18 protein-coding genes and 1 tRNA gene are annotated in these 24,967 nt (G+C 71.0%); 11 read left to right on the top strand and 8 right to left on the bottom strand.

The annotated features are described in order from the left end of the window. Nucleotides 1-2 precede the first annotated feature (2 nt). Nucleotides 3-143, bottom strand: coding sequence for an SPW_0924 family protein (locus ACRRSS_RS08915; RefSeq protein WP_106975990.1), 141 nt, complete (start codon nucleotides 141-143; stop codon nucleotides 3-5). Between the two features lie 194 nt (nucleotides 144-337). Then, nucleotides 338-2,131 carry a lytic transglycosylase domain-containing protein gene (locus ACRRSS_RS08910; RefSeq protein ID WP_435970682.1) on the bottom strand — a complete coding sequence of 598 codons (1,794 nt, stop codon included), beginning with the start codon at nucleotides 2,129-2,131 and terminating at the stop codon, nucleotides 338-340. Between the two features lie 524 nt (nucleotides 2,132-2,655). On the opposite strand from ACRRSS_RS08910, the gene ACRRSS_RS08905 reads away from it, so the two are divergent. Next, the gene (locus ACRRSS_RS08905; protein WP_435970681.1) at nucleotides 2,656-3,558 is read left to right on the top strand and encodes a DUF4184 family protein; all 903 of its coding nucleotides are present in this window, start codon (nucleotides 2,656-2,658) and stop codon (nucleotides 3,556-3,558) included. Nucleotides 3,559-3,672: 114 nt separating this feature from the next. On the opposite strand, the gene polA is transcribed toward ACRRSS_RS08905, so the two are convergent. After that, the gene (gene polA, locus ACRRSS_RS08900) at nucleotides 3,673-6,384 is read right to left on the bottom strand and encodes a DNA polymerase I (protein ID WP_435970680.1); all 2,712 of its coding nucleotides are present in this window, start codon (nucleotides 6,382-6,384) and stop codon (nucleotides 3,673-3,675) included. A gap of 121 nt (nucleotides 6,385-6,505) precedes the next feature. Here polA and ACRRSS_RS08895 point away from each other — a divergent pair, with 121 nt between their 5' ends. From ACRRSS_RS08895 to ACRRSS_RS08865, 7 genes are all read left to right on the top strand, one after another. After that, nucleotides 6,506-8,803, top strand: coding sequence for an FdhF/YdeP family oxidoreductase (locus tag ACRRSS_RS08895; protein WP_435970679.1), 2,298 nt, complete (start codon nucleotides 6,506-6,508; stop codon nucleotides 8,801-8,803). A gap of 122 nt (nucleotides 8,804-8,925) precedes the next feature. Further along, nucleotides 8,926-9,441: a PaaI family thioesterase gene (locus tag ACRRSS_RS08890; protein WP_435970678.1), complete on the top strand. Its 516-nt coding sequence runs from the start codon at nucleotides 8,926-8,928 to the stop codon at nucleotides 9,439-9,441. Between the two features lie 528 nt (nucleotides 9,442-9,969). After that, nucleotides 9,970-11,211, top strand: a complete 1,242-nt coding sequence (locus ACRRSS_RS08885) for a branched-chain amino acid ABC transporter substrate-binding protein (RefSeq protein ID WP_435970677.1) — start codon at nucleotides 9,970-9,972, stop codon at nucleotides 11,209-11,211. A 99-nt stretch (nucleotides 11,212-11,310) separates the two neighbouring features. Further along, nucleotides 11,311-12,240, top strand: a complete 930-nt coding sequence (locus ACRRSS_RS08880; RefSeq protein WP_209494229.1) for a branched-chain amino acid ABC transporter permease — start codon at nucleotides 11,311-11,313, stop codon at nucleotides 12,238-12,240. Then, nucleotides 12,237-14,078, top strand: coding sequence for a branched-chain amino acid ABC transporter permease (locus tag ACRRSS_RS08875; RefSeq protein ID WP_435970676.1), 1,842 nt, complete (start codon nucleotides 12,237-12,239; stop codon nucleotides 14,076-14,078). Before ACRRSS_RS08880 ends, ACRRSS_RS08875 begins: the two co-directional genes overlap by 4 nt. 3 nt (nucleotides 14,079-14,081) lie before the next feature. Further along, nucleotides 14,082-15,149, top strand: coding sequence for an ABC transporter ATP-binding protein (locus ACRRSS_RS08870; RefSeq protein WP_435970675.1), 1,068 nt, complete (start codon nucleotides 14,082-14,084; stop codon nucleotides 15,147-15,149). Next, the gene (locus tag ACRRSS_RS08865) at nucleotides 15,146-15,862 is read left to right on the top strand and encodes an ABC transporter ATP-binding protein (protein ID WP_024757294.1); all 717 of its coding nucleotides are present in this window, start codon (nucleotides 15,146-15,148) and stop codon (nucleotides 15,860-15,862) included. The genes ACRRSS_RS08870 and ACRRSS_RS08865 overlap by 4 nt, the downstream gene beginning before the upstream one ends. 72 nt (nucleotides 15,863-15,934) lie before the next feature. On the opposite strand, the gene ACRRSS_RS08860 is transcribed toward ACRRSS_RS08865, so the two are convergent. After that, entirely contained in the window at nucleotides 15,935-16,591 is a 657-nt protein-coding gene (locus ACRRSS_RS08860) for an ANTAR domain-containing response regulator (RefSeq protein ID WP_435970674.1), read from the bottom strand. Between the two features lie 98 nt (nucleotides 16,592-16,689). Between ACRRSS_RS08860 and ACRRSS_RS08855 the strand changes: the two genes are divergently transcribed. Next, nucleotides 16,690-16,764, top strand: a tRNA-Leu gene (locus ACRRSS_RS08855). Between the two features lie 262 nt (nucleotides 16,765-17,026). Then, a complete protein-coding gene (locus ACRRSS_RS08850; protein ID WP_435970673.1) occupies nucleotides 17,027-17,656 on the top strand; it encodes a hypothetical protein in 630 nt (209 codons plus the stop codon). 21 nt (nucleotides 17,657-17,677) lie between these two features. Here ACRRSS_RS08850 and pyk read toward each other — a convergent pair whose 3' ends face one another. Together pyk and ACRRSS_RS08840 are read right to left on the bottom strand one after the other, a co-directional pair. Beyond that, complete coding sequence (pyk, locus tag ACRRSS_RS08845) at nucleotides 17,678-19,105, bottom strand: pyruvate kinase (RefSeq protein WP_435970672.1); 1,428 nt, start codon at nucleotides 19,103-19,105, stop codon at nucleotides 17,678-17,680. Between the two features lie 146 nt (nucleotides 19,106-19,251). After that, the gene (locus tag ACRRSS_RS08840; RefSeq protein ID WP_435970671.1) at nucleotides 19,252-19,935 is read right to left on the bottom strand and encodes an SIMPL domain-containing protein; all 684 of its coding nucleotides are present in this window, start codon (nucleotides 19,933-19,935) and stop codon (nucleotides 19,252-19,254) included. A gap of 181 nt (nucleotides 19,936-20,116) precedes the next feature. Between ACRRSS_RS08840 and ACRRSS_RS08835 the strand changes: the two genes are divergently transcribed. Continuing rightward, entirely contained in the window at nucleotides 20,117-21,925 is a 1,809-nt protein-coding gene (locus tag ACRRSS_RS08835; protein ID WP_435970670.1) for a 5'-nucleotidase C-terminal domain-containing protein, read from the top strand. Nucleotides 21,926-21,929: 4 nt separating this feature from the next. On the opposite strand, the gene ACRRSS_RS08830 is transcribed toward ACRRSS_RS08835, so the two are convergent. Next, nucleotides 21,930-23,345 carry a lysine N(6)-hydroxylase/L-ornithine N(5)-oxygenase family protein gene (locus ACRRSS_RS08830; protein ID WP_435970669.1) on the bottom strand — a complete coding sequence of 472 codons (1,416 nt, stop codon included), beginning with the start codon at nucleotides 23,343-23,345 and terminating at the stop codon, nucleotides 21,930-21,932. After that, nucleotides 23,342-24,718 (bottom strand): pyridoxal phosphate-dependent decarboxylase family protein, encoded by a 1,377-nt coding sequence (locus ACRRSS_RS08825; RefSeq protein ID WP_435970668.1) that lies wholly within the window; start codon nucleotides 24,716-24,718, stop codon nucleotides 23,342-23,344. The genes ACRRSS_RS08830 and ACRRSS_RS08825 overlap by 4 nt, the downstream gene beginning before the upstream one ends. Between the last annotated feature and the right edge of the window lie 249 nt (nucleotides 24,719-24,967).

Raw genomic sequence — 24,967 nt, 5'->3', positions numbered from 1 at the left:
CTCTACTTCTTGGGGCCGGGGTCGGCGGTGAGCAGGGGCTTGGGCGAGGTGGGGCCGTCGGGCGGCAGATCGACCACGGAGACGAGGAGGACGAAGAGGAGGACTGGGGCGAGTCCGATGGCGGCGGCGACGAGGGCACGCATGGTCGGCCTCCCGGGATGCGATCTGATAGGTCGTCAGGGCGGGGGCACCGTAGCAACGCGACCGCGAGATGAGAACACGTTGCACCGCCGCACCGCCGGGAGGGGGAAGCGCGAAGCGCCGCTCCTCCGCCCGGTGTGGACGGAGGAGCGGCGCGGGGGGGGCGCGAAGGGAAGCGCCCCGGGGTGCGGGCGGGTCAGGCCGAGGGCGAGGGGGAGGTCTCGGGCGTGCCGGTGGCGGAGGGCGCCGGATCCGGGGTCGGCGTCGGATCGGGCGCGGTGACCGTCAGCGTGATCTCCGTGCTGCCGCCACCGGGCGCGGTCAGACGCAGCACGTACGTGCCGGCCTTGTCGCCCGCGAAGAGCTCCGGCAGCGAGATCAGGCCGTTGGCGTCGGCCTTCAGGACGAGCGTCCGGACGCTCTCGCCCGCCGCGTCCTTCTTGAAGTACGGCCCCTCGGCGCCCTGTTCGGTGGCCGTCGCGGAGGCGACGACCACGGCGGTGACGAGGACGCCGGGGGCGAGGGCCCCCTTGTCGGTGGCCTTCACCTGCACCTGCTGGGCGAAGGCGGTGCCGGCGGTGGCCGACAGGGGGTCACCGGCGACGCGGGCGAGGGTGTCCGCCCGCCGCTCGGTGACGGTCGCGGCGAACTCGGTCCCGCTCAGGGTGCTGCCGACGACGGTGGCCCTGACCGTGAAGGAGCCGGTCTTCTCGCCCGCCCGCAGCGCGGGGGCGGCGGCGAGACCGGCCGAACCGGTGGTGACGGTGGCGGTCGTCGCGCCGCCGGCGAAGCGGGTGCCGGTGGTGCCCGTGATCTCGAAGCGGATGCTCACCCCGGTGACCGACGTCCCCGTGGCGTCGAGCGCGGCGACCGTCGGGGACTTGGCGAAGGCGCTCTCGGTCGGCGCGGTCAGCTGCCCGGTGGCGACGGGCGCGAGCTTCGTGACCCGGGCGGCGGGCGGCACGGTGGGCGGCTTCGTCGGCGGGGTGACCGGCGGCTTGGGCGGAGTGGTCGGCTTCGTCGGCGGGGTGACCTCCCCGCCCGGCGGCGTCGGCGTGGGCTTCGGGGTGCCCGTCTCGGACGGCTTCGGAGCGGGCGGCGTCGGGGAGGGGAGGAGCGGCGGGGTGGGACGGTTGCCCTGGCCGCGGTTGTCGCTGCGGTCGACCGGCAGCACGCCCGTGCCGTCCGGGACCTGGTGGGTGCCGCGCTTGTAGTACTCGAACCAGGAGAGGACCGTGTTCAGGTACTCCCTCGACCGGTTGTAGCTGAGGATCGCCCGGTCGAGGTCCGCCGTGAGCGCGAGGTTCCGGTCGTTGGCGCAGAGATAGAGACCGGCGGCCTGCGCGGCGTCGTAGATGTTGTTCGGGTCCTTCTTCCCGTCGCTGTTCGCGTCCTGGCCCCAGGTGGCCCAGGTCGACGGGATGAACTGCATCGGGCCTACGGCGCGGTCGTGGGTGGCGTCGCCGTCGAAGGCGCCGCGGTCGGTGTCGGAGATGTTGGCGAATCCGACGCCGTTGAGGACCGGGCCGAGGATCGGCGAGAGGGTCGTGCCGTTGGCGTCGACCCGTCCTCCGCGCGCCTGCCCGGACTCGACCTTGCCGATGCCGGCGAGCAGTTGCCAGGGCAGGTTGCAGCCGGGGGCGGTCGAGCGGATCGACTGTTCGGCGCGCTTGTAGGCGGAGAGCACGGACGCGGGTATGCCGGCTTCGGCGGGGCCGGTGATCACCGGCAGGTTGATGCTCGCCCCGGGCTTGTTCGGCGTGTTCAGCGGCGGCAGGTCGGTGTAGTACGGCGAGTCACCCGTCGCGGAACCGTCACCGGACGGCGAGGCGGTGTCCCCGGCGCCGATGGCACGGTCCCCACCGGCGTTGTCCGCCGGCGGCGAGGTCATCTCCGGCGCCTGCGAGGCGGCGAGCGCGGCGACCGCCGCCGCCACCACCGCGCCGCTGGTGGCCCCCTTGCGCAGCCTGCGGCTCAAGTGCGCTGACATGTCCGTGTCCCTTCCCCCTCGACGGAGGTCCCGCGCTCCCCGCGCGAGACCTCCGGCGACCCTATGCCAACTCCCGTCCACCGGGCACCGGCGCCTGACCGCCTTTCACGCTTTCGTCACCTCTCGGCCGCTTCCGGACCGGGGGTGGTCGCCTACGGGCGGAGCCCGGCCGGCTCCGGCCGGGACGCGGTCCGCCCTGCCTCCCGGCCCCGTTCCTCCCGAGCCGCCAGACCGCCCTGCCTCCCGGCCCCGCTCCCGCCCGAGCCGCCCGGCCCTCCCGAGCCGCCCTGCCCCACCCCTCCCGCGCCGCCCGGCCAACCCTGCCTCCCCGCTCCCTCCCCGCCTTCCTGCCCCCTCCCCGCCTCCCCGCCTCCCCGCCTCCCGGCCTCTTCTCGCCACCCCGGCCCGTACTCGGCCACCCCCGAACCGGCGTGGACGGGAACCGGGCGGAGGCTCCGGGCTCTCTTGCACTGCGGCCGACCACGGACGTCGGCCGTCACCACCGGATCCTGGGGGAACTCCCGTTGCCGTTCACGCTGAGCCATGCCGCTGCCGTGCTGCCCGGGCTGCGCAGGGACGGGACCGCGCGCGGGCCGCTCGTCGCGTCCGCTCTCGTCGCGGGCTCCTTCGCGCCCGACATGACCTACTTCGCCGCCACGGCGTTCCCCGGGGCGATGGTCCTCGGTGACGTCACCCACTCCCCCCTCGGGATCGTCACGGCCGACGTCCTGATCACCGTCGCGCTCGTGGCCCTCTGGCTGACCGTGCGCGAGCCGCTCGTGGCGCTGCTGCCCACCCGGTGGCGCGGCCGGGTGTACGGGCTCGTCCGGGGCAGCGCCTGGCGCGACCGTCACCCGGCCGTGCTCGCCGGGTGGTTCGGCGTCTCCGCGGTCATCGGTGCGACGACCCATGTCGTGTGGGACTCCTTCACCCACCTCGACCGCTGGGGCACCCGGGCGATCCCGTTCCTCGGGGATGTCGTGGCCGGCTTCCCGGTCTATCTCTACGCGCAGTACGGGGGTTCTGCGCTGGCCCTCGGACTCCTGGCGTGGTGCGTCACACGGGCGCTGCGCTCGGCCGGTCCCGGGGTGGAGCTGCCGGCCCACGTGACGGTCCCGGGCCGGCGCGGCCGACTCCTCGCGGCCGGGCTGATCGGCGGCTGCGCCCTCGCCGGAGTCGTCCACCGGGTGCTGCGCTGGGCCTCGTACTGGGGGTGGGGCCGGATCGAGACGCCCCTGGACGTCATTCCGACGGCGTGCTTCGGGGCCGGTGCGGGGCTCGCCGTCGGGCTCGTGCTGTACGGGGCGGGGGCGCGGCTGTGGGGAGCGTCGTCCCCTCCGGCTCCTGAGGCTCCGGCCACCCCTCCCACGGCGGCGGAGGAGGACCGGGCAACTCGGGCGGAGCGCTCCCGTCAGGGATCTCGCTGATCCGCTCCGGCGCGGTGAGGCCACGGGCGCGCGCCCGCGGTGACGCCCCCGGCGCGCGCGGCTGTTCCGCCGGGGCGGAACGACCGCCCGCCACGGGGGCGTCGGCGGGTGGTGTCAGTGTGCCGCCGAGTCCCAGTTCGGGCCCACGCCCACCGAGACGTCGAGCGGGGCACGCAGCTCGGCCGCGGCGGACATCTGCTCGCGGACGAGGGCCTCGACCCGCTCGCGCTCGCCGGGGGCGAGTTCGAGGACGATTTCGTCGTGGACCTGGAGGAGCATCCGGGAGGCGAGGCCCGCCTCGGTCAGCGCCCGGTCGACGCCCAGCATGGCGACCTTCACGATGTCGGCGGCCGTGCCCTGGATGGGCGCGTTGAGCGCCATCCGCTCGGCGGCCTCGCGGCGCTGGCGGTTGTCGCTGTTGAGGTCGGGCAGGTAGCGGCGGCGGCCCAGCATCGTCTCGGTGTACCCGGTGGCGCGCGCCTCGTCGACGACCCGGCGCAGGTAGTCCCGCACCCCGCCGAAGCGCTCGAAGTAGGTGTCCATCAGGCCGCGGGCCTCGCCTGGGTCGATGTTCAGCTGCTGCGAGAGGCCGAAGGCGGAGAGCCCGTAGGCCAGGCCGTACGACATGGCCTTGATCTTGCGGCGCATCTCGGCGTCGACGGCGGACCGCTCGACGCCGAAGACCTGGGAGGCGACGGTGGTGTGGAGGTCCTCGCCGGAGGCGAAGGCCTCGATGAGGCCCGCGTCCTCGGAGAGGTGGGCCATGACGCGCAGCTCGATCTGGCTGTAGTCGGCGGTCATGAGGGCGTCGAAGCCCTCGCCGACGACGAAGCCGTGCCGGATGGCCCGGCCCTCGTCCGTCCGCACCGGAACGTTCTGCAGGTTCGGGTCGGTGGAGGAGAGACGTCCGGTGGCGGCGACGGTCTGGCTGAAGGTGGTGTGGATCCGGCCGTCGGCGGCGACGGTCTTGATCAGCCCTTCGACGGTGGAGCGCAGCCGGGCCTGCTCGCGGTGGCGGAGCATGAGGACGGGCAGCTCGTGCTCGGTCTGGCCGGCCAGCCAGGCGAGCGCGTCGGCGTCGGTGGTGTAGCCGGTCTTGGTCTTCTTGGTCTTCGGCAGGTTCAGCTCGCCGAAGAAGACCTCCTGGAGCTGCTTGGGAGAGCCGAGGTTGAACTCGTGGCCGACGGAGGCGTGTGCCTCCTTCACGGCCTGCTGCACGGCCCCGGCGAACTGCTGCTCCATCGCCTCCAGGTGGTCGCGGTCGGCGGCGATGCCGTGTCGCTCCAGCCGGGCGAGGAGGGCGGAGGTGGGCAGCTCGACGTCGTGGAGGAGTTCGCGGGCGCCGACCTCGGCGAGTCGCTCGTCGAAGGCGGCCCCGAGGTCGAGGACGGCCCGCGCCTGGGTCATGAGGGCCTCGGCCTCGGCGGTGTCGTCGGCGCCGAAGGCGAGCTGCCCGTCGGCGGCGGCCGCCGGGGCCAGCTCGCGGTGGAGGTACTCGACGGAGAGCGCGTCGAGCGCGAACGAACGGCGGCCTGGCTTGACCAGGTAGGCGGCGAGCGCGGTGTCCATGGTGACGCCCGCGATGCTCCAGCCGTGCTCGGGGAAGACCCGCATGGCGCCCTTGGCGTTGTGCAGGACCTTGGGGCGGGCGGGGTCGGAGATCCAGGCGGCCCAGGCCCGCTCGTCGGCCTCGTCGAGCGTGCTGGGCTCGAACCAGGCGGCGGCGCCGCCGGCGGCGGCGAGCGCGATCTCGCTCACGTTCCCCGTGCCGAGGGCCCAGCTGTCGACGGTGGCGACGCCGAGGGGTTCGGTGCCGTGCTCGGCGAGCCAGGGGGCCAGCTCGCCGGCGCCGAGGACGGTGCCGTCGAGCTCGACACCCGCGGCGGGCGCCGGGGCGGCCTCCTCCGTGGCACCCGGGTCCACGGCGAGGAGTCGCTCGCGCAGCGAGGGGTTGCGGATCTCCAGGGTGTCCAGGACGAGGGCCACGGCCCCGCGGTCGTACGGCTCGCGGGCGAGGTCCGTGACGCCCTTCGGCAGCTCGACGTCCTTGGACATCTCGGTGAGGCGGCGGTTGAGCTTGACGGCTTCCAGGTGGTCCCGGAAGTTCTGCCCTGCCTTGCCCTTGACCTCGTCGGCGCGCTCGACGAGCTCGGCGAAGGAGCCGAACTGGTTGATCCACTTGGCGGCGGTCTTCTCGCCGACGCCGGGGATGCCGGGCAGGTTGTCCGACGGGTCGCCGCGCAGCGCCGCGAAGTCCGGGTACTGCGACGGCGTGAGGCCGTACTTCTCCTGGACCTTCTCCGGAGTGAAGTGGGTGACCTCCGAGACGCCCTTGGTCGGGTAGATCACCGTGGTGCGGTCGGAGACCAGCTGGAAGGAGTCCCGGTCGCCGGTGAAGATCCGGACGTCGAAGCCCTCGGCCTCGGCCTGGACGGTCAGGGTCGCGATGACGTCGTCGGCCTCGAAACCGTCGACGGCGAAACGCGGCACGTTCATCGCGTCGAGGAGCTCGCCGATCAGCTCGACCTGCCCCTTGAACTCGTCGGGGGTCTTCGAACGGTTCGCCTTGTACTCCGGGAACTCCTCGGACCGCCAGGTCTTGCGGGAGACGTCGAACGCGACCGCGAAGTGCGTGGGCGCCTCGTCGCGGAGCGTGTTCGCCAGCATCGAGGCGAACCCGTAGATCGCGTTCGTCGGCTGCCCCGTCGCGGTCGTGAAGTTCTCCGCGGGCAGCGCGAAGAACGCCCGGTACGCGAGCGAGTGCCCGTCCATGAGGAGCAGGCGGGGGCGGGTGTCTGCGGGGTTCTTCGATGCTGTCTCGGCCACACCACGATCCTGCCACGGCCCACCGACAATCCCGCCCACACCTGCGGGGTGCCGGTCTGTCCGTGCCCCGTGACAGGATCGGAGACGTACGCCGCAGGATGATCGCTCAAGGGAGAGCGCGATGGTCAGCAAGCCGCCGGTCGGCGACCCGGTTCAGGACGCGCCGCAGGTCACACCGCCACAGCACGCCGCGGCGGGGCTGCCCGCCATCGGACACACCCTGCGGATCGCGCGGGAACAGATGGGCCTGCGCCGCACCGCGCGGACCCTGCTCAAGGTCAACCAGAAGGACGGCTTCGACTGCCCCGGCTGCGCCTGGCCCGAGGAGGCCGAGCGCCATGTCGCGGAGTTCTGCGAGAACGGCGCGAAGGCGGTCGCCGAGGAGGCGACGCTGCGCCGGGTGACCCCGGAGTTCTTCGCCGCGCACCCGTTGGCGGACCTGGCGGCCCGCAGCGGCTACTGGCTGGGGCAGCAGGGCCGGATCACCCAGCCGATGCTCCTGGAGAAGGGGAGCGCGCCCGAGGGCCAGGAGCGGTACGAGCCGGTGACCTGGGAGCGGGCCTTCGCGATCCTCGCGGAGGAGCTGCGGGCCCTGGACTCCCCCGACGAGGCGCTCTTCTACACCTCGGGGCGGACGAGCAACGAGGCGGCGTTCCTGCTCCAGCTGTTCGCGCGCGAGTTCGGCACGAACAACCTGCCGGACTGCTCCAACATGTGCCACGAGTCCTCGGGTTCGGCGCTGACGGAGACCATCGGCATCGGCAAGGGCAGCGTCTCCCTGGAGGACCTCCACCAGGCCGACCTGATCGTGGTGGCCGGCCAGAACCCGGGCACGAACCACCCCCGCATGCTCTCCGCGCTGGAGAAGGCCAAGGCGGCCGGCGCGAAGATCATCTCGGTGAATCCGCTGCCCGAGGCCGGCCTGGAGAGGTTCAGGAACCCGCAGACCCCACAGGGCATGCTCCGGGGCGCCGCGCTCACCGACCTCTTCCTCCAGATCAGGATCGGCGGCGACCAGGCCCTCTTCCGGCTGCTCAACAAACTGGTCCTGGAGACGGCGGGCGCGGTCGACGAGGAGTTCGTACGGGAACACACCCACGGGTACGAGGAGTTCGTGGCGGCGGCCCGGCAGGCCGACTGGGACGAGACGCTCGCCGCGACCGGGCTCGACCGCGCCGAGATCGAGCGGGCCCTGGAGATGGTGCTCGCCTCGGAGCGGACCGTCGTCTGCTGGGCGATGGGACTGACCCAGCACAAGCACTCCGTGCCGACGATCCGCGAGGTGGTCAACTTCCTTCTGCTTCGCGGCAACATCGGCCGGCCGGGCGCCGGGGTGTGCCCGGTGCGCGGCCATTCGAACGTGCAGGGCGACCGCACGATGGGGATCTTCGAGCGGCCCGCGCCCGCCTTCCTCGACGCCCTGGACAAGGAGTTCGGGATCGTCTCGCCGCGCCACCACGGCTACGACGTGGTCCGTTCCATCCAGGCGCTGCGCGACGGCGAGGCGAAGGTGTTCTTCGCGATGGGCGGCAACTTCGTGGGGGCGACCCCCGACACGGAGGTGACGGAGACGGCGATGCGCCGGGCCCGGCTGACCGTCCACGTCTCGACGAAGCTGAACCGCTCGCACGCCGTCACGGGCGCCCGCGCGCTCATCCTCCCCACCCTCGGCCGCACCGACAAGGACGTGCAGAGGAGCGGCAAGCAGTTCGTGACCGTCGAGGACTCGATGAGTCTGGTGCACGCCTCGCGCGGCAACCTGCCCCCCGCGAGCCCGCACCTGCTCTCCGAGCCGGCGATCGTGGCACGCATGGCCCGCGCCGTACTCGGCGACGGCTCGGCCACCCCGTGGGAGCGGTTCGAGGAGGACTACGCCACGATCCGCGACCGCATCGCGCGCGTGGTGCCCGGTTTCGAGGACTTCAACGCGCGACTCGCGGCCGACCCCGGCGGCTTCCGGTTGCCGCACGGCCCGCGCGACGAGCGCCGCTTCCCCACCAGGACCGGCAAGGCGAACTTCACCGCGGCGCCCGTCGAGTACCCCAGGGTCCCGGAGGGCCGGCTGCTGCTCCAGACCCTGCGCTCGCACGACCAGTACAACACCACGATCTACGGCCTGGACGACCGCTACCGGGGCATCAAGGGCGGCCGCCGGGTCGTCCTCGTCCACCCCGAGGACGCGGCGGCGCTCGGTCTCGCCGACGGGGCGTACACGGATCTGGTGAGCGAGTGGACGGACGGCAGCGAGCGGCGGGCGCCCGGCTTCCGGGTGGTCCACTACCCGACCTCCCGGGGGTGCGCGGCCGCCTACTACCCGGAGACGAACGTCCTGGTGCCGCTGGAGTCCACGGCGGACGTCAGCAACACCCCCGCGAGCAAGTCCGTGATCGTCCGTCTGGAACAATCGCACTCCGCCTAAGCGTTTGCTCAGGCGGTCCAGAGAGTGATGAGCGCGGTCGGCGCGCGATCCGCGCACCGACCGGCGCACTGATCGGCGCACACGATCAGCAGCAGCCGTACGAAGACGAACGGAGCCGGGCCATGGGTGAACAGCAGCACGTGAAGTTCCCGCAGGAGGTCATCGACGAGTACGCGGCGCTGGGTGTGGATCTCCCGGCACTCTTCTCGGCCGGACACCTGGGGAACCGGATGGGCGTCCAGATCCTCGAGGCCTCCGCCGAGCGGGTCGTCGGCACGATGCCGGTGGAGGGCAACACCCAGCCGTACGGCCTGCTGCACGGCGGCGCCTCCGCGGTGCTCGCCGAGACACTGGGCTCCATCGGCTCGATGCTGCACGGCGGGGTCTCCCGGATCGCCGTGGGCGTCGACCTGAACTGCACCCACCACCGCGGGGTGCGCAGCGGCCTGGTGACCGGCGTGGCCACCCCGGTGCACCGCGGACGGTCGACCGCCACGTACGAGATCGTGATCACCGACGAGCAGGACAAGCGGGTCTGCTCGGCGCGGCTGACCTGTCTGCTGCGCGAGGTGACCGCCAAGGACGCCTCGAACGTCCCCGGCGCGGGTACGGACCCCGGGGCGACCCAGGGCGCCTGACCAGCGAGGAACCAGGGAGGGGGCGACACCTGTCGGTGTCGCCCCCTCCGGCGTTCCCCCACCGCCCCGCACCGCCGCTTTCGTCACGCTGTGTCACATGCACAAGGGGAGTCGGAGGCCGAAGCGGAGGGGCCGGTTCGTCCGCTCAGGTTTCTGCCGTTGTCCGATATCCGGAGAGTCCACTGAGCGGACCGTCAGTACCAAGAATCGCTCAAGCCCCTTAGCGGAACTGCGCGTTCTCACTATGTGAACACCGCATTACCGACCCCTATGCCCCGGTTTTCCCATCCGACGCGCACACTCTTCCCCCCTCGCGATAACAAGACAGTCACATCCTGACCTCGGCGCTCCCCGACCCTCCCCACCTGCGCTTAGAGTCACCGCCAGTCACCGCGCCGCCGGGCGCGTTCTACTGCACGGCCCTGTACCACCTCCAGTACGGCCCGGCGTTCAAAAACGGCACCCCTCGCTCAGCAGCTTCACGGCACCGCCTCATCCGAGGGGGCCGCGCCAGGGAAAGGACCCTTCGTGCGAAACCGTTCGTTGCTCATACTCACCACCGCTGTCACCGCGGGAGCGCTCACCCTCACCGCCTGTGGTTCGCGCGACGACAAGGGCGGCGCCGCCGAGAACGGTGACGGCGGCAACGTCACCGTGACCATCGGACTCGACGCGCCCCTCACGGGTGAGCTGTCCGCCCTCGGCCTCGGCATCAAGAACTCCGCCGACCTCGCGGTCAAGACGGCCAACGAGAAGGCCTACGTCAAGGGCGTGACCTTCAAGCTGGAGTCCCTGGACGACCAGGCGCAGCCCTCCGCCGGCCAGCAGAACGCGACCAAGTTCGTCGCCGACAAGGCCGTCCTCGGCGTCGTCGGCCCGCTGAACTCCTCCGTCGCCGAGTCGATGCAGAAGGTCTTCGACGACGCGAAGCTGGTGCAGGTCTCCCCGGCCAACACCAACCCGGCGCTGAGCCAGGGCATCAACTGGAGCACCGGCGAGAAGAAGCGCACCTACAAGTCGTACTTCCGCACGGCCACCACGGACGCCATCCAGGGCCCGTTCGCCGCGCAGTACGTCTTCAACGAGGCCAAGAAGACCAAGGCCTTCATCATCGACGACAAGAAGACCTACGGCGCCGGCCTCGCGGGCACCTTCAAGGGCGAGTTCGAGAAGCTCGGCGGCAAGGTCCTCGGCACCGAGCACATCAACCCCGAGACCAAGGACTTCTCCGCGGTCGCGACCAAGGTGAAGAGCTCCGGCGCCGACGTCGTCTACTACGGTGGCGAGTACCCCGCCGCCGGCCCGCTGGCCAAGCAGATCAAGGAAGCCGGCGCGAAGGTCGTCGTCGTCGGTGGCGACGCGATCTACAGCCCCGAGTACGTGAAGCTCGGCGGCGCGGCCGCGACCAACGGCGACATCGCCACCTCCGTCGGCGCCCCGATCGAGTCCCTCGCCTCCGCCAAGGACTTCCTGGCCAACTACAAGGCCAAGGGCTACAAGGAGGCCTACGAGGCCTACGGCGGCTACGCGTACGACTCCACCTGGGCGATCATCGAGGCCGTCAAGAAGGCCGTCGACGGCAACAGCGGCAAGCTCCCCACCGACGCCCGCGCCAAGGTCGTCGAGGCCATGCAGGGTGTCTCCTTCGAGGGCGTGACCGGCAAGGTCTCCTTCGACGAGTTCGGTGACACCACCAACAAGCAGCTGACGGTCTACAAGGTCGAGGGCGGCGCGTTCAAGCCGGTCAAGTCCGACACCTTCGGCGGCTGATCAACCCCGCACCACTCAGCACCACCTTCACCGCGCGGGGGGCCGCACCTGGCTCCCCGCGCGGTGTCACATCCGTCGAAAGTCTCGGAGGACAATGCGGTGAACGAACTGCCGCAGCAGCTGGTCAACGGCCTGCTACTGGGATCCATGTACGGGCTCGTCGCCGTCGGCTACACGATGGTCTACGGCATCGTCCAGCTCATCAACTTCGCCCATGGCGAGATCTTCATGACCGGCGGCTTCGGGGCGCTCACGGTCTGGCTCATCCTGCCCGGCGGCACCAGCATGTGGGTCGCGCTGCCCGTCATGATCATCGGTGCCGTGATCGTCGCGACCACCATAGCCGTCGGAGCGGAACGATTCGCCTACCGACCGCTACGCGGTGGTCCACGCCTCGCCCCCCTCATCACGGCCATCGGTCTCTCGCTCGCCCTGCAGTACGCGGTGTGGGTGTGGTACCCCGAGGCGAAGTCCGCCCGAACCTTCCCGCAGATCCCCGGCGGCCCCATCGAACTCGGCCCGGTCACCATCCAGACCGGCGACGTCTTCCTCCTGATCGCCGCCCCGATCTGCATGGCCGTCCTCGCCTTCTTCGTCATGCGCACCCGCGTCGGCCGCGGCATGCAGGCCACGGCGCAGGACCCGGACACCGCGAAGCTCATGGGCGTGAACACGGACCGCATCATCGTGATCGCGTTCGCCCTCGGCGCCGCGATGGCCGCCGTCGGCGCCGTCGCCTACGGCCTCAAGTACGGCGTCGTCGACTACAAGATGGGCTTCCTCCTCGGACTCAAGGCCTTCACGGCCGCCGTCCTCGGCGGTATCGGCAACATCTACGGAGCCATGATCGGCGGAGTCGTCCTCGGTATCGCCGAGACCATGGCGACGGCGTACATCAGCCACATCCCCGGTATGGAGCAGCTCGGCGGCCAGTCCTGGGCCGACGTCTGGGCCTTCGTACTCCTCATCGTCGTACTCCTCGCCCGGCCACAAGGCCTCCTGGGCGAGCGCGTCGCGGACAGGGCGTGAGCACCATGACCACCATTTCCGAGAACCCCCAGGCGGCCACGGCCTCCGAGCCCACCGCGGCCACCGGCCTCATCGGCTTCGTGCCGGCGAAGGCCGCCCGCGCCCTCACCCTGGGCGGCGCGGTCCTCACCGTCGCCGGCTGCTTCCTCTCCTGGACCTGGACATCCACGTTCCCCGGGGACCTCACGTACTACGGCTCCCCCGCCGGACTCCAGCTCCAGGTCCTGGTCCTGGGCCTCCTCACCACCCTCTTCGCCCTCTCCTCGTACGGCGTCAAGGGCACCCGCTGGCTCACCCCGGCCGGCGCCGACGCGGCCCTCAAGTTCGCCGCGCTCGCCGCCTTCGCCACCACCTGGTACACCGTCGCCGCGATCAGCGTCTCGCTCGGCGGACCGGTCAACCTGGAGCCGGGCGGCGCGATCGTCGCCTTCGCCACCCTGATCACCCTCCTCGGCGCCCTCGCCCTCCCCTTCGAGCGGCCCAAGGTCCACCCCGTGGACCCCGAGGACACCGGCTGGGACCAGTTCAAGCACCGCGCCGGCAACGGCTGGACCGCCTTCAAGGGCGCCTTCGCCACCACCGGCCCCGCCCGCAAGCTGCCCCCGCTGCACTCCTCCGTCGAGATCCTGATCATCACGGGCATCCTCGCCGTGGCACTCGGCGTCTTCACCTACGGCGTCGGCACCGAGTACGACGAGCTGTTCCTCGGCTTCCTGATCACCGCCGCCCTCGGCTTCGCCGCGGTCAACAAGTCGGGCCTCACCCAGCAGGCCACCCAGCTCACCAAGAAGCACCAGAACCTCACCATCGCGGGCGCGTTCACCGCGGCGGCGCTCTTCCCCTTCACCCAGACCGACGACCAGTACGCGACGCTCGGCGTCTACATCCTGATCTTCGCCACGGTCGCCCTGGGCCTCAACATCGTCGTCGGCCTCGCCGGTCTCCTCGACCTCGGCTACGTCGCCTTCCTCGGCGTCGGCGCCTACGCGGCCGCCCTCGTCTCGGGCGCCCCGACCTCGCCGTTCGGCGTGCACTTCCCCTTCTGGGCCGCCATCCTGGTCGGCGCCGGAGCCTCCCTGGTCTTCGGTGTCCTCATCGGCGCCCCGACCCTGCGACTGCGCGGCGACTACCTCGCCATCGTGACGCTCGGCTTCGGTGAGATCTTCCGCATCGCCGTCATGAACACCGACGGCACCTCCGGCCCCGACATCACCAACGGGTCCAACGGCATCGCGTCCATCCCGAACCTCAACATCTTCGGGTTCGACTTCGGCGCCGAGCACTCGATCGCCGGATTCACCATCGGCCGCTTCGCGAACTACTTCTTCCTGATGCTGCTGATCATGGCGGTCGTCGTGCTGGTCTTCCGGCGCAGCGGCGACTCCCGCATCGGCCGCGCCTGGGTCGCCATCCGCGAGGACGAGACCGCCGCGCTCGCCATGGGCATCAACGGCTTCCGGGTCAAGCTCATCGCCTTCGCGCTCGGCGCCTCGCTCGCCGGCCTCGCCGGCACCGTGCAGGCCCACGTCACCTACACCGTGACCCCGGAGCAGTACCTCTTCGCCGGTCCGATCCCGCCCAACTCCGCCTTCCTGCTCGCGGCCGTCGTCCTCGGCGGCATGGGCACGATGAGCGGTCCGCTGGTCGGCGCCTCTCTGCTCTTCCTCATCCCCAACAAGCTCCAGTTCATGGGCGAGTACCAGCTCTTCGCCTTCGGCGTCGCGCTGATCCTGCTCATGCGCTTCCGCCCGGAGGGCATGATCGCCAACCGGCGCAACCAGCTGGAGTTCCACGAGAAGGACGAGACGCCCGCCACGCTCGCCAAGGCAGGTGCCTGAACCATGACGACCACCACGAAGACCGCCGACGCCACCACCGCGCCGGCCGCCGGCGAGACGGTACTCGACGCCCGCGGGGTCACCATGCGCTTCGGCGGCCTCACCGCCGTCCGCGACGTGAACCTCACCGTCAACAGCGGCGAGATCGTCGGCCTCATCGGCCCCAACGGCGCCGGCAAGACCACCTTCTTCAACTGCCTCACCGGCCTCTACGTCCCCACCGAGGGCGAAGTCCGGTACAAGGGCACGGTCCTGCCGCCCACGTCCTACAAGGTCACCGACGCCGGCATCGCCCGCACCTTCCAGAACATCCGCCTCTTCCACAACATGACCGTCCTGGAGAACGTCCTCGTCGGACGCCACACCCGGATGAAGCAGGGCCTCTGGTCCGCGCTGCTCCGCCTCCCCGCCTTCAAGAAGGCCGAGGCGGAAGCGTCGAACCGGGCGATGGAACTCCTGGAGTTCATCGGCCTCCAGGACAAGGCGCAGCACCTCGCCAAGAACCTCCCGTACGGCGAGCAGCGCAAGCTGGAGATCGCCCGCGCCCTGGCGAGCGACCCCGGCCTGATCCTGCTCGACGAGCCCACCGCCGGCATGAACCCGCAGGAGACGCGGGCGGCCGAGGAACTCATCTTCGCCATCCGGGACATGGGCATCGCCGTCCTCGTCATCGAGCACGACATGCGGTTCATCTTCAACCTCTGCGACCGGGTCGCCGTGCTCGTCCAGGGCCAGAAGCTGATCGAGGGCGACAGCCACACCGTCCAGAGCGACGAGCGGGTCATCGCCGCCTACCTGGGCGAGCCGGTCCAGGCGGACGCCCCGGCGGACGAGGCCCCCGCGAAGGACGCGCCCACGAAGGACGCGCCCACCGAGGAGACCGCCGCCGCGGAGGAGCCGACCGAGGACGCGTCCGACGACGCCCCCTCCGCGGACGCCGCCTCCGACGACGCCTCCTCCGACGACGCCCCGGAGACCCCCGAGGCCGCGGCCGACAAGGCCCCGACCGCCCCCAAGGCCTCGGAGGACACCCCGCACGACCCTGCTTCGGGCAAGGAGAACGACGCATGACCGCACTGCTCGAAGTCGAGGACCTGCGCGTCGCCTACGGGAAGATCGAGGCCGTCAAGGGCATCTCCTTCTCCGTCGACGCCGGTGAGGTCGTCACCCTCATCGGCACCAACGGCGCCGGCAAGACCACCACCCTGCGGACCCTCTCCGGGCTCCTCAAGCCGGTCGGCGGCCAGATCAAGTTCGAGGGCAAGTCCCTCCGCAAGATCCCCGCGCACAAGATCGTCTCGCTGGGTCTGGCCCACTCCCCCGAGGGCCGGCACATCTTCCCCCGCATGACGATCGAGGAGAACCTCCTCCTCGGCGCCTTCCTCCGGAAGGACACCGCGGGCATCGCCAAGGACGTCCAGCGCGCCTACGACCTCTTCCCGATCCTGGGCGAGCGTCGCAAGCAGGCCGCCGGCACGCTCTCCGGTGGTGAGCAGCAGATGCTCGCCATGGGCCGGGCCCTGATGTCCCAGCCCAAGCTCCTCATGCTCGACGAGCCCTCCATGGGTCTCTCCCCGATCATGATGCAGAAGATCATGGCGACGATCGCCGAGCTGAAGGCCCAGGGCACCACCATCCTGCTCGTCGAGCAGAACGCCCAGGCCGCGCTCGCCCTCGCGGACCACGGCCACGTCATGGAGATCGGCAAGGTCGTCCTCTCGGGCACCGGCCAGAACCTGCTCCACGACGAGTCCGTCCGCAAGGCGTACCTCGGCGAGGACTGACCCGCCCCACGACGGAAGGCCCGCCCCCACAGTCTGTGGGGGCGGGCCTTCCTCGTACGTGCGGGCCGTGGGCTACTCCTTGCCCTTGGCCGCCTTCTTCTCCTCGGCGTCCTCGATGACGGCCTCGGCGACCTGCTGCATCGACATGCGGCGGTCCATCGAGGTCTTCTGGATCCACCGGAACGCGGCCGGCTCCGACAGCCCGTACTGCGTCTGCAGGATCGACTTCGCGCGGTCCACCAGCTTGCGGGTCTCCAGACGCTGGGAGAGGTCCGCGATCTCCTGCTCCAGGGCGCGCATCTCGGCGAAGCGGGAGACGGCCATCTCGATCGCCGGCACGACGTCGCTCTTGCTGAACGGCTTCACCAGGTACGCCATGGCACCGGCGTCCCGGGCCCGCTCGACCAGCTCGCGCTGGGAGAAGGCGGTCAGCATGAGGACCGGGGCGATGGACTCCCCGGCGATCTTCTCGGCGGCCGAGATGCCGTCGAGGACGGGCATCTTCACGTCGAGGATGACGAGGTCGGGACGGTGCTCGCGGGCGAGCTCGACGGCCTTGGCACCGTCACCGGCCTCGCCGACGACCGTGTAGCCCTCTTCCTCCAGCATCTCTTTGAGGTCGAGACGGATGAGTGCCTCGTCCTCGGCGATGACGACGCGGGTCGTCAGCGGCGGGACGTGCGACGCGTCGGCGTCGTCGGCGGGCTGGGGCGACTCGGGGGCGGTCACGGGGGCTCCTCGTTGCGGGGCAAGCACTGCTCCCCTGAGCCTACCTAGCTCCTGTAAGGTAGTGCTGCGCAGGGGCTGTAGCGCCCTAGCTTTCCAAGGCCCCAGTACTCCAACTGGTCAGAGAGGCCGCTCTCAAACAGCGGACAGTGTGGGTTCGAATCCCACCTGGGGCACTTTTCCTTCGATTCCAAGGTCGAGGCGCTCGGAGTGATCGTCACCCGCACGCGTGAACCTTGCGGGTTCGTGTACAGTCACTGAGCCGAATCAGGCACGCTCGACCGCGCGTACGACACTGGAACGCGCCACCAGGCACTCACCCTTCTCGACGACGGACGCAGCCTCAACTCGGTCAGCGAACGGACCGGCATCTCCCGAGCCGCGTTACGCGCCTGGCGGACGCGACTTGAACCCCTCAGTCGCGTGGGCGGGCAGTCCTTGCCCTGCCGGAGGTGCCGTTCGACCCCGGGCCTGCCGGACGACGTCGCCGCGTACGCCTATCTGCTCGGCCTCTACCTGGGCGACGGCTGCATCAGTGATCACCCCCGGGGCGGTCACTGTCTCCGCATCGCGTGCGCGGACGCCTGGCCCGGATTGATCGAGGCGTGTCGCGCGGCGATCCTGGCCGTCCGCCCCGAAGGAAGTGCCTGCACACTGCAGAGACAGGGGTACGTCATGGTCACGAGCTGCGGTCGACACTGGAAGTGTCTCCTCCCGCAGCACGGGCCCGGTAAGAAGCACGAGCGGACCATCGCCCTCGAACCGTGGCAGCAGGAGGTCGTCGACATCCACCCGTGGTCGTTCATCCGAGGGTTGATCCATTCCGACGGATCGCGCATCGTCAACTGGACCGAGAAGGTGATCGGCGGACGAACCAAGCGGTACGAGTACACCCGCTACTTCTTCACCAACTCGTCCGCCGACATCATCGGGCTCTTCACCGACGCCCTCGACCGCGTGGGCGTCGACTGGAAGGCCGCGAACCAATCGCGCACCGCGCAGAACATCTCCGTCGCCCGCAAAGCCTCCGTCGCGCTCATGGACCTTCACGTGGGGCCCAAGTCCTGAGCCCCCGGCCCCTCGACCCGGCTACGTCAGCGACTCCCCGATGTGGTGGACCCGCACCAGGTTCGTCGAGCCAGCGACGCCCGGCGGGGAGCCGGCCGTGATGACCACGATGTCGCCCGGCCGGCAGCGGCCGATCCTCAGCAGCTCCTCGTCGACCTGCGCCACCATCGCGTCCGTCGAGTCGACGTGCGGGCCGAGGAAGGTCTCGACGCCCCAGGTGAGGTTGAGCTGGGAGCGGGTCGCCGGGTCCGGGGTGAAGGCCAGCAGCGGGATCGGCGAGCGGTAGCGGGAGAGGCGCTTGACGGTGTCGCCGGACTGGGTGAAGGCGACGAGGAACTTCGCGCCGAGGAAGTCGCCCATCTCGGCGGCCGCGCGGGCGACGGCGCCGCCCTGGGTGCGGGGCTTGTTGCGGTCGGTCAGGGGCGGCAGGCCCTTGGCGAGGACGTCCTCCTCCGCGGCTTCGACGATCCGGCTCATGGTGCGGACGGTCTCGACGGGGTAGCGGCCGACACTGGTCTCGCCGGAGAGCATGACGGCGTCGGTGCCGTCGATGACGGCGTTGGCGACGTCGGAGGCCTCGGCGCGGGTGGGCCGGGAGTTGTCGATCATCGAGTCGAGCATCTGGGTGGCGACGATGACCGGCTTGGCGTTGCGCTTGGCGAGTTTGACGGCGCGCTTCTGGACGATCGGTACCTGTTCCAGGGGCATTTCGACGCCGAGGTCGCCGCGGGCGACCATGATGCCGTCGAAGGCGGCGACGATCTCCTCGATGTTCTCGACGGCCTGGGGCTTCTCGATCTTGGCGATGACGGGGAGGCGGCGGCCTTCCTCGTCCATGATGCGGTGGACGTCCTCGATGTCGCGTGCGCTGCGCACGAAGGAGAGGGCGATGACGTCGGCGCCGATGCGGAGCGCCCAGCGGAGGTCGTCGATGTCCTTCTCGGAGAGGGCGGGGACGGAGACGGCGACGCCGGGGAGGTTGAGTCCCTTGTGGTCGGAGACCATGCCGCCCTCGATGACGAGGGTCTTCACGCGGGGTCCGTCGACGGAGACGACTTCGAGGGTGACGCGGCCGTCGTCGACGAGGATGCGCTCTCCGGTGGTGACGTCGGTGGCGAGTCCGGAGTAGGTCGTGCCGCAGCCGTGGCGGTCGCCTTCCATCGGTTCGACGGTGATGGTGAACTCGTCGCCGCGTTCAAGGAGTACGGGGCCTTCACGGAAGCGGCCGAGGCGGATCTTCGGGCCTTGAAGGTCGGCGAGGACGCCGATGCTGCGGCCGGTCTCGTCGGAGGCTTTCCGGACGCGCTGGTAGCGCTCCTCGTGCTCGGTGTACGAGCCGTGGCTGAGGTTGAAGCGGGCCACGTCCATTCCGGCCTCGATCAATGCCTTGATCTGGTCGTATGTTTCGGTGGCGGGCCCCAGGGTACAAACGATTTTCGCTCGGCGCATGGGTCGACCCTAGGGCTTACCCATCAGTAGCGAGTTGGCGGGACATGACTACTCAACAACCTTTCCGTGAAAGGCTGTTGACAAGTCTTGAATCTGTGCACCGGGGCGCTCCGATGAGCGATTTCCGTGCCCCGGTGCCCTTCGTCTCAGAGTGCGGGCGGCCGCATCGTGAAGCGTGCGACGACCTCGGCCGTGACGGTCTGCCGCTGTGGTTCGAGGTCGAGGCCGGGGGCCGCGCCGCCCTCCTCCGCCGCGAAGGCGACCGGCACCGGGCCGTACGCACGGGGGCCCGGCGTCATGGCGTCCTCGGCGCCGGCGTCCGACAGTTCGAGGAGTGAGGCGAGGGTGGTGCCGAGCGCTTCGGCGTACGCCCGCGCCCGCTGGACCGCCTCCGTCACCGCGAGCCGTCGTGCCTCCGCGTACGCCGGGGAGTCCGCCCGCAGGGTCCACCAGGGGCCGTCGACGCTCGTCATCTCCAGGTCGGCGAGGAGCGCGACCAGTTCGCCGAGGACGGTGAAGTCGGTCAGCTCGGCCTTCACCTGGACCCGGCCCCGATAGCTCCGCACCCGCTCCCCGCGGCCGCGCCGGCCGAGGTCGGGGGCGATCGACAGGCTGCCCGTCTCCACCTTCTCGACCGCCGTCCCCTGCGCCTTGACCAGGTCGAGCACCCGGGTGTTGCGCCGGGTCAGGTCGGCGAGCGTCGCCGCGCGGTCCGTGCCGCGGGCGGAGACCGTGACCCATACCCGGGCCAGCTCGGGGTCGACCTCCAGTCGCCCCTCGCCCCGGACTGTCACCCGGGGCGCGTCGGGGGTCGCGTGTTCCTGCGTCACGTCCTGGTTCCTCCCTGTTCGGCGACGAACGTCCCACGAACACTTTCCCACTCCGTAACCCGGAAGGGCTGTTGCCGACGTGGCCGCTGAGCCAGAATCTACGCGCGTTGTGCGTCCCGACCGAGCCTGGACCAGGCCTGGAACGGGCCTGAGGCGACGTCACCGAACCAAGGAGAGACACATGCCGCTGAACCGCCGGACGTTCCTGGAGAGCTCTGTCGCCGTCGGGGCCGGAGCCGCCCTCACCGCCGGGGTCGCCGCCCCCGCCGAGGCCCACGGACCCGGCCACGGACACCGTCCGAAGCCGGTCAGGCGGTACTCCTTCACCGTGATGGGCACCACCGACCTGCATGGCAACGTCTTCAACTGGGACTACTTCACGGACAAGGAGTTCGACGACAAGGCCCACAACGACGTCGGTCTCGCCAAGATCTCCACACTGGTCGACCAGGTCCGCGAGGAGAAGGGCCGCCGCAACACCCTGCTCATCGACGCCGGTGACACCATCCAGGGCACCCAGCTGTCGTACTACTACGCCAAGGTCGACCCGATCACGGCCCGCCGGGGCCCCGTGCACCCGATGGCCCAGGCCATGAACGCCATCGGCTACGACGCCGCCGCGCTCGGCAACCACGAGTTCAACTACGGCATCCCGGTGCTGCGGAAGTTCGAGGAGCAGTGCGACTTCCCGCTGCTCGGCGCCAACGCGCTCGACGCGAAGACCCTGCGGCCGGCCTTCGCCCCGTACAGCATGCACCGGCTGCGCACCCCGCACGGCAAGGACGTGAAGGTGGCGGTGCTGGGCCTGACGAACCCGGGCATCGCCATCTGGGACAAGGCGAACGTCAGCGGGAAGATGGTGTTCCCGGGCCTGGAGGAGCAGGCCGCGAAGTGGGTGCCGAAGCTGCGGTCGATGGGCGCGGACGTGGTCGTCGTCTCGGCGCACTCGGGTTCCAGCGGCACCTCCTCGTACGGTGACCAGCTGCCCCACATCGAGAACGCGGCCGGGCTCGTCGCCGAGCAGGTGCCGGGCATCGACGCCATCCTGGTGGGCCACGCGCACACGGAGATCCCCGAGTACCGGGTGAGGAACAAGGAGACGGGCAAGGACGTCGTCCTGTCCGAGCCGCTGAAGTGGGGCCAGCGGCTCACTCTCTTCGACTTCGACCTGGTGTGGGAGAAGGGTCGTTGGACCGTCGAGAAGGTCGCCGCGCGGGTCCTCAACTCGAACACGGTGGCGGAGGACCGGAAGATCACCCGGCTGCTCGGGGACGAGCACGAGAAGGTCGTCGCGTACGTCAACCAGATCATCGGCACCTCGACCGTCGCGATGACCACGGCCGACGCGCCGTGGAAGGACGAACCGATCATCGACCTGATCAACGTGGTCCAGGCCGAGACGGTGAAGGCGGCCCTCGCGGGTGGGGCGTACGCGGCTCTGCCGGTGTTGTCGCAGGCCTCCTGCTTCTCCCGTACGGCCCGCATTCCGGCGGGTCAGGTCTCCATCAAGGACGCCGCCGGCCTGTACCCCTTCGAGAACACCCTGGAGGCGCGGCTGCTCACGGGTGCCCAGCTCAAGGACTACCTGGAGTTCTCGGCCCGGTACTACGCGCGGACGCCGGCGGGCGTGCCGGTCGACACGGCGAAGCTGACCAACGCGGACGGGACGCCGGACTACAACTACGACGCCGTGTCGGGGCTCACGTACGACATCGACATCGCGCGGCCGGTGGGTTCCCGGATCGTGAACCTGTCCTTCGAGGGGAAGCCGCTCGACCCGGCGGCGAGGTTCGTCCTCGCGGTCAACAACTACCGGGCGAGCGGCGGTGGCGCGTTCCCGCACGTGGCGGGGGCGCAGCAGGTGTGGGCGAACTCGGACGAGATCCGTAACACCATCATCCAGTGGGTGCGGGCGAAGGGGACGGTCGACCCGGGTCTGTTCGCGTCGGTGGACTGGAAGCTGACCCGGGACGGCGTGCCGGTCTTCTAGGCGGTCAGACGATCTGTGTGAGAGGCGTCAGCTTCTGGCCCTGGGCCGGGATGCTCGGCGCCTCTCGTGTCTCCAGGCCGAAGCTGGTGAAGGCGGTGCGGCGTGGGAGCGGGTAGGGCTCCTTGCCGGTGACGGAGTTGAGGATGGTGGCGCTCCGCCAGGCCGCGAGACCGAGGTCGGGGGCGCCGACTCCGTGGGTGTGCCGTTCGGCGTTCTGTACGTGGACGGCGCCGGTGACGGAGGGGTCGAGGACCAGTCGGTACCGTTCGTCGACGCGGGCCCGGCCGGTGGAGTCGTGGCGCAGGTACGGGTCGAGGCCGGCGAGCATCCGGTCGACGGGGCGTTCCCGGTAGCCGGTCGCGAGGACGACGGCGTCGGTGGTGAGGCGGGAGCGGGTGCCTTGCTGGAGGTGTTCCAGGTGGAGTTCGACCTGGGTGGTGGCGACGCGGCCGGCGGTGCGGACGCGGACGCCGGGGGTGAGGACGGCGTCGGGCCAGCCGCCGTGGAGGGTGCGGCGGTAGAGCTCGTCGTGGATGGCGGCGATGGTGTCGGCGTCGATGCCCTTGTGCAGTTGCCATTGGCGGGGCATGAGTTCGCCGCGTACCGACTCGGGCAGGGCGTGGAAGTAGCGGGTGTAGTCGGGGGTGAAGTGTTCCAGGCCCAGCTTGGAGTACTCCATGGGGGCGAAGGCCTCGGTGCGGGCGAGCCAGGTGATCCGTTCGGTTCCGGCGGGGCGGGCCTTGAGCAGGTCGAGGAAGACCTCGGCGCCGGACTGTCCGGAGCCGATGACGGTGACGTGCCCGGCGGCGAGGAGCGTGTCGCGGTGGGCGAGGTAGTCGGCCGAGTGGAAGACGGGGACGCCGGGGGCGTCGGCGAGCGGTTTGAGGGGTTCGGGGACGTACGGCTCGGTGCCGACGCCGAGGACGACGTTGCGGGTGTAGGCGCGGCCGAGGGCCTCGGCGCCGCCGTCCGGGTCGATCTGGGTGAAGTCGACTTCGAACAGGCGGCGTTCGGGGTTCCAGCGGACCGAGTCGACCTGGTGGCCGAAGTTCAGGCCGGGGAGTCGCTCGCTGACCCAGCGGCAGTAGGCGTCGTATTCGGCGCGCTGGATGTGGAACTTCTCGGCGAAGTAGAAGGGGAAGAGGCGTTCGCGGCTCTTCAGGTAGTTGAGGAAGGTCCAGGGGCTGGCGGGGTCGGCGAGGGTCACCAGGTCGGCGAGGAAGGGGACCTGGAGGGTGGCGCCCTCGATGAGGAGACCGGGGTGCCAGTGGAAGGCCGGTTTCTGCTCGTAGAAGGTGGTGGAGAGGCCGCCGGGGACGCCGTGTGCGAGGGCGGCGAGGGAGAGGTTGAAGGGGCCGATGCCGATGCCCACCAGGTCGTGGGGCCGGTCGATCTCGTCCTTGGGGGTGCTGCCGGTCATCGGTGCGCGCTGCCTTCCACGAGGGTGATGAGCTGGGCCAGGTCGCCGGGGGTGGCGTGGGGGTTGAGCAGGGTGGCCTTGAGCCAGAGGCGGCCGTCGGCCTGGGCGCGGCCGAGGACGGCGCGGCCCTCGGCGAGGAGGGTGCGGCGGATCGTGGCGACGGTCTCGTCGTCGGCGCCGCTCGGCCGGAAGAGGACGGTGGTGAGGGTGGGCCGGGCGCGGAGTTCGAGGGTGGGGGTCTTCTCCACGAGGTCGGCCAGGTCCTGGGCCCGGTCCAGGCAGGCGTCGACGAGGGCGCCGAGGCCGGTTCGGCCGAGGGCGCGGAGGGTGACGGCGGTCTTGAGGACGTCGGGGCGGCGGGTGGTGCGCAGGGAGCGACCGAGGAGGTCGGGGAGGCCGGCGTCGGTGTCGTCGTCGGCGTTGAGGTAGTCGGCGGTGTGGCCGAGGGCGGTGAGGTCGGTGGCGTCGCGTACGGCGAGGAGTCCGGCGGCGGCGGGTTGCCAGCCGAGTTTGTGCAGGTCGACGGTGACGGTGCGGGCGCGGTGGAGGCCGTCGAGGAGGTGGCGGTGGGTGCGGCTGAAGAGGAGGGGGCCTCCGTAGGCGGCGTCGACGTGGAGGCCGGCGCCCCGGGCCGCGCACGCGTCGGCGAGCTCCGGCAGGGGGTCGATCAGACCCTCGTCGGTGGTTCCGGCGGTGGCGGCGACGAGGACGGGGCCGGTGAGGGCGGTGAGTGCCTCGTGGAGGGCGGCCGGGTCGATCGTTCCCCGGGGGGTGGGGACGACGACGGGTTCGGGGAGGCCGAGGAGCCAGGCGGCGCGGCGGAAGGAGTGGTGGGCGTTCGCGCCGACGACGGTACGCACCGGGCCGAGGCGTTCCCTCGCGAGCAGCAGGGCGAGTTGGTTGGACTCGGTGCCGCCGGTGGTGACGAGGGCGTCGGGGTCGGTCGCGTCCGGGTGGACCTCGGCGGCGAGCGCGGCGGTCACCAGGGCTTCCAGGGCGGAGGCGGCGGGGGCCTGGTCCCAGGAGTCCATGGACGGGTTCAGTGCGGAGGCGGCCAGGTCGGCGGCGGCGGCGAGGGCGAGCGGTGGGGTGTGGAGGTGGGCCGCGCAGAGGGGGTGGGCGGGGTCGGCGGCGCCGGCGGCGAGGGCGTGGACGAGGGTGGAGAGGGCCTCGTGGGGGCCGGTGCCGGTCTCGGGGAGTACGGCTCCGAGGGCCGCCGCCCTGACTGCGACGGCCTGCGGGCCGCCGGGCGGGAGAGGGCCGCCGCGCTCCTCCGCGCCGGTGCGGAGGGCGTCGAGGACGGTGTCCAGGAGGGGGCGGAGGGCGTCGGCGCCGGGGGTGCCTCCGGCGAGGGGTGGGGGTGCGGCACGCATGGGCGACAGGGTGGCGGGCGTGGGCGGGGCGTGTCCGGTGAGTCGGTGGTTGTGACCCGAACGGGGGACGTGCGGTGGGGTTTGGGGTGCGGGTCGGGGTCTTGCGTCCTGGGGAGCGGCCCTCCCCCGCCCCCCGTGTGGGCAATCGTCCCGCTGGGGCGGGACGGGTGGGCACACGGGACGGCGGGCTCGGCGGCGCCTCCGCCCCTGGGGCCTGGACCGGCACCAGACGTGCGCCGAACCACGGGG

The organism is Streptomyces sp. Qhu_M48 (assembly GCF_051305195.1).
Classification (GTDB): Bacteria; Actinomycetota; Actinomycetes; order Streptomycetales; family Streptomycetaceae; genus Streptomyces.
Note: the sequence above shows the minus strand (reverse complement) of the source record. Positions and strands in the feature narration are given on the sequence as shown.

Bases quoted from the DNA above. Each gene is read 5' to 3' on its own strand.
- ACRRSS_RS08865 (WP_024757294.1), top strand. From the start codon at position 15,146: ATGACCGCACTGCTCGAAGTCGAGGACCTGCGCGTCGCCTACGGGAAG.
- ACRRSS_RS08910 (WP_435970682.1), bottom strand. From the start codon at position 2,131: ATGTCAGCGCACTTGAGCCGCAGGCTGCGCAAGGGGGCCACCAGCGGC.
- ACRRSS_RS08895 (WP_435970679.1), top strand. From the start codon at position 6,506: ATGGTCAGCAAGCCGCCGGTCGGCGACCCGGTTCAGGACGCGCCGCAG.
- ACRRSS_RS08890 (WP_435970678.1), top strand. From the start codon at position 8,926: ATGGGTGAACAGCAGCACGTGAAGTTCCCGCAGGAGGTCATCGACGAG.
- ACRRSS_RS08830 (WP_435970669.1), bottom strand. From the start codon at position 23,345: ATGACCGGCAGCACCCCCAAGGACGAGATCGACCGGCCCCACGACCTG.
- pyk (WP_435970672.1), bottom strand. From the start codon at position 19,105: ATGCGCCGAGCGAAAATCGTTTGTACCCTGGGGCCCGCCACCGAAACA.
- ACRRSS_RS08915 (WP_106975990.1), bottom strand. From the start codon at position 143: ATGCGTGCCCTCGTCGCCGCCGCCATCGGACTCGCCCCAGTCCTCCTC.
- ACRRSS_RS08825 (WP_435970668.1), bottom strand. From the start codon at position 24,718: ATGCGTGCCGCACCCCCACCCCTCGCCGGAGGCACCCCCGGCGCCGAC.
- ACRRSS_RS08835 (WP_435970670.1), top strand. From the start codon at position 20,117: ATGCCGCTGAACCGCCGGACGTTCCTGGAGAGCTCTGTCGCCGTCGGG.
- ACRRSS_RS08870 (WP_435970675.1), top strand. From the start codon at position 14,082: ATGACGACCACCACGAAGACCGCCGACGCCACCACCGCGCCGGCCGCC.